3 protein-coding genes are annotated in these 4,021 nt (G+C 64.6%); all 3 read left to right on the forward strand.

The annotated features are described in order from the left end of the window. Positions 1–224 precede the first annotated feature (224 nt). Positions 225–1,037 (forward strand): electron transfer flavoprotein subunit beta/FixA family protein, encoded by an 813-nt coding sequence (locus VJ604_RS09050; RefSeq protein WP_324081756.1) that lies wholly within the window; start codon positions 225–227, stop codon positions 1,035–1,037. Between the two features lie 107 nt (positions 1,038–1,144). After that, positions 1,145–2,470 carry an FAD-binding protein gene (locus VJ604_RS09055; RefSeq protein ID WP_324081757.1) on the forward strand — a complete coding sequence of 442 codons (1,326 nt, stop codon included), beginning with the start codon at positions 1,145–1,147 and terminating at the stop codon, positions 2,468–2,470. 164 nt (positions 2,471–2,634) lie between these two features. Continuing rightward, on the forward strand, positions 2,635–4,021 hold a 1,387-nt coding region (locus VJ604_RS09060; protein WP_324081759.1), incomplete at its 3' end, for a 4Fe-4S dicluster domain-containing protein.

The raw sequence follows: 4,021 nt of genomic DNA on the forward strand, positions 1-4,021 counted from the left end.
CGATGTAGTTTTCGGACATGTATCTCCACCCGCAGTGGGGTGCGCGTTCGAATGACTTGACAATAGTAAGAGGGTGACCGATAAAATGCAACCGCCATTTGGTTGGCAGCGCCTCACCGTGCGGCCAGACGCATGCACGAAGATCGCACACCTTTGACCTAGGTCAACTTTTTTCCAACGATTTCAGGTACTCTGTAACGTATTCAAAGATAAACGAGGTTCCCATGCTGGTAGTCGTTTGCGTAAAACAAGTTCCCGATACCACCCAGGTGCAGATCGACCCCGTCACCAACACCCTGATCCGGGAGGGGGTCCCCTTCATCGTCAACCCGTACGACACCCACGCCGTGGAGGAGGGGCTCAGGTTCAAGGACCGCTTCGGGTTCAAGGTGGTCGCCATCTCCATGGGCCCCCCCAACGCTGAGGCGACCCTGAGAAAGGCGCTGGCCCTGGGGGTCGACCGCGCCATCCTCCTTTCCGACCGGGTCTTCGGCGGCGCCGACACCCTGGCGACCAGCAAGGTCCTCTCCGCCGCCATCGAGCGGCTGGCCAAGGACGAGGAGGTCGGGGTGGTCATCTGCGGCAAGCAGACCATCGACGGCGACACCGCCCAGGTCGGCCCCGGCATCGCCACCCGGCTCGACTTCGACCAGCTCACCCTGGTGGACCGGGTCGAGGAGGTCGATCTCGCCTCCCGCAGGATCAGGGTCAGGAGAAAGCTGGAGGGACGCCACGAGGAGGTGGACGCGCCGCTGCCGGTGCTCCTTACCGTGGTGCGCGAGCTGAACCGCCCCCGCTACCCGACCGTCCCCATGCGGCTCGCCTCGCAGGAGGCCAGCGTCGAGGTGTGGGACAATCAGGTGCTGGAGCTGGACGTGAACACCATCGGCCTCAAGGGCTCACCGACCTGGGTAAGCCGGATCTTCTCCCCCGAGCGTGCCAAGGGTGAGATCCTGGGGGACGGCGCCCACGATCCGGAAGGGGCGGCCGACCTGTTGATCGGCAAGATGCTGGAAAAAGACCTCCTCGCGTTATAAACAAAGATCGGGACAAGGGTGCGAAGCGAGCGGTAACCGATGGTTATGGTACGTGATTTTTTCACCCTAAACTTTGATCTTTATCCGTATACGAAAAGGAACCGCACATGAGTGAAGCTTCAAAACCGCCCAAGAGACCCCGCGGCAAGGCCGTCTTGCTGGAAGGGAAATGTATCGCCTGCGGTGCCCGCTGCCAGAGCGCCTGTCCGGTGGACGCCATCGAGATGGACGACCAGGGGGCGCCGATCATCAACCCCGCGAAATGCATCGGCTGCGTCAAGTGCGTGAAGGTCTGCCCCGCACAGGCGCTGGAGATGTCCTTCACCCCGGAGGAGCTGCGCATCCTGCAGGAGCTAGCCGCCGCCAGCAAGGGGGGCGAAGCCCACGAGGAGGACCCGGAGGAGGCCGCCCTCAAGAAGCGGCTGGCCGCCTACCGCGGCGTCTGGGTCTTCATCGAGCAGACCGAAGGGGTGGCCGCCAAGGTTTCCTGGGAACTGCTCGGCAAGGGGAAGGAGCTGGCCGAGGCCAGGAACTGCGAGCTCGCCGCGGTGGTGATGGGAGACGGCGTGGAGGCGCTCTGCCAGGAGGCCTTCGGCTACGGCGCCGACAAGGTCTACCTGATGGATGCCCCGGTGCTCCGCCACTACCGGACCGAGGCCTACCAGCGCGGGGTCTGCGCGCTGGTCGAGAAGTACCGCCCGGAGATCATCCTGATGGGCGCCACCGGCCTGGGACGCGACCTGGCCGGGGTGGTGGCCACCGTGGTGAAGACCGGCCTCACCGCCGACTGCACCGGCCTCTCCATCGACAAGGGGAACCTGATGCAGACCCGGCCGGCCTTTGGCGGCAACATCATGGCCACCATCGTCTGCGACAAATTCCGCCCCCAGATGGCTACCGTGCGGCCGCACGTGATGCCGATGCCTGACTTCAAGGCCGGGGCCACCGGCGAGATCGTGCGCGAGGCGGCCCCGGTCAGCGAGGAGGAGATCCCGGTCAAGGTGCTGAAGATCCTGATGGACCACGGCGGCAGCGACGTGGACATCGCCGGCGCCGAGTTCATCGTCTCCGGCGGACGCGGCATGATGGCGAAGGAGAACTTCTCCATGCTGCAGGAGCTGGCCGACGTGCTGGGAGGGGTGGTAGGCGCTTCCCGAAGCGCGGTGGACGCGGGCTGGATGCCTCCCGACCGCCAGGTGGGGCAGACCGGCAAAACGGTGCGCCCCAAGGTCTACATCGCCTGCGGCATCTCCGGCGCCATCCAGCACCTGGTCGGCATGCAGGACTCCGACGTGGTGATCGCCATCAACCGCGATCACGAGGCCCCCATCTTCGAGGTGGCCACCTACGGCATCGTGGGGGACATCTTCAAGATCGTCCCCGCCCTGACCAAGAAGCTCAAGGCCCTCAAGGAATCGAGGTCCGCGCGCTGAACCACCAATAAAAAACTCCTTCTCCCGGAAGGGAGGTCGGGTAGGGGGGGCACTGTCGGCGATGCCGGCATGGCTCCCCCTCCCTGACCCTCCCCCTTCGGGAGAGGGAACTAGCGCTTTTCGCGAACAACGACTCTCACTGTGGAAATATAAGAGGTAACCGTATGATCCCCCATTACCCTCTCTTCACGCCGCTTCTGCTGGCCTCGCTGGGCTTTTTCTGCTGGAGCGTCTATCAGCGTTTCTCCCTGCTCTCCCTGGGACAGTCGGAGCAGAGGCTGGACCAGCCGGGCCGGCGCCTGAAGGAGATGTTCCTCTACGCCTTCGCCCAGCTGCGGGTGGTGAAAAAGCCTTTCGGCCTGAACCACTTCGTGATCTTCTGGTCCTTCATGATCCTGGCCCTCGCCAACGGCGAGTTCATGGTGAGCGGGGTGGTGCCTTCCCTGAACCTGGGGCTGCTCCCCGAGGGGCTGCACCGGGTCCTTTTGTTCGCCTTCGACATCGTGTCGCTGCTCACCCTGGTGGCCATCGCGCTCGCCTTCGGCAGAAGGATCCTGGTGAAGCCGCCGCAGCTGGACAGCCTCTACGTCAAGGGAAGAAGCCCCGACGCCTTCCTGATCCTCTCCTTCATCGCCCTGTTGATGATCGCCTACTTCGGCATGCATGCGGCCGTGATCGCCCAAGGCGCAGAACCTGCCGCTTCGGCCATGCCGATCTCCGCCTTCTTGGCCGGCCTGCTCCCTGCCGATCCCTCGACCCTTGCCACCCTTGCGGGAGCTTCCTGGTGGTTGCACGCGGTGGTGCTGCTCGCCTTCCTCTGCTTCCTGCCGCACAGCAAGCACATGCACATCCTGACCGCCATCCCCAACTGCTACCTGGCGAGCCTGGAATGGCCGAACACCCAGCCGCGCGAGACCTTCGCCAAGGGTGAGGTCTACGGGGTGGGGAGCGTGGAGCGCTTCACCTGGAAGGACCTCCTGGACGGCTACAGCTGCACCGAGTGCGGCCGCTGCCAGGCCGCCTGCCCCGCCACCAACACCGGCAAGGCGCTGAACCCGCGCCAGATCATCCACGCCATCAAGACCAACCTGCTGGAGAACGGCCCCGCCCTGAAGGAGGGGAGGAAGGGTACCCTGCCGCTGATCGGCGACGAAGGGGAGGGGACCAACACGGAGGAGGCCATCTGGTCCTGCACCACCTGCGGCGCCTGCATGGAGGCCTGCCCGGTGCTGATCGAGCAGATGCCCAAGATCATCAAGATGAGACGGCACCTGGTGGAGAACGAGTCGCGCTTCCCCGAGGAGCTGTTGAACCTCTTCGAGAACATGGAGCAGCGCTCCAACCCGTGGGGTATCGCACCGGCCGACCGCGGCAAGTGGGTCTCCACCATGAAGGTGAACCCCTTCGTGGCGGGGGAGACCGAGTACCTGCTGTACGTAGGCTGCGCCGGCTCCTTCGACTCCCGCGCCAAGCAGGTCACCGTGTCGCTGGCCACCGTCCTGAACGCCGCCGGCGTCTCCTGGGGGATCCTGGGCAAGGACGAGAAGTGCT

This window comes from Geomonas sp. (assembly GCF_035254065.1).
Lineage (GTDB): Bacteria > Desulfobacterota > Desulfuromonadia > Geobacterales > Geobacteraceae > Geomonas.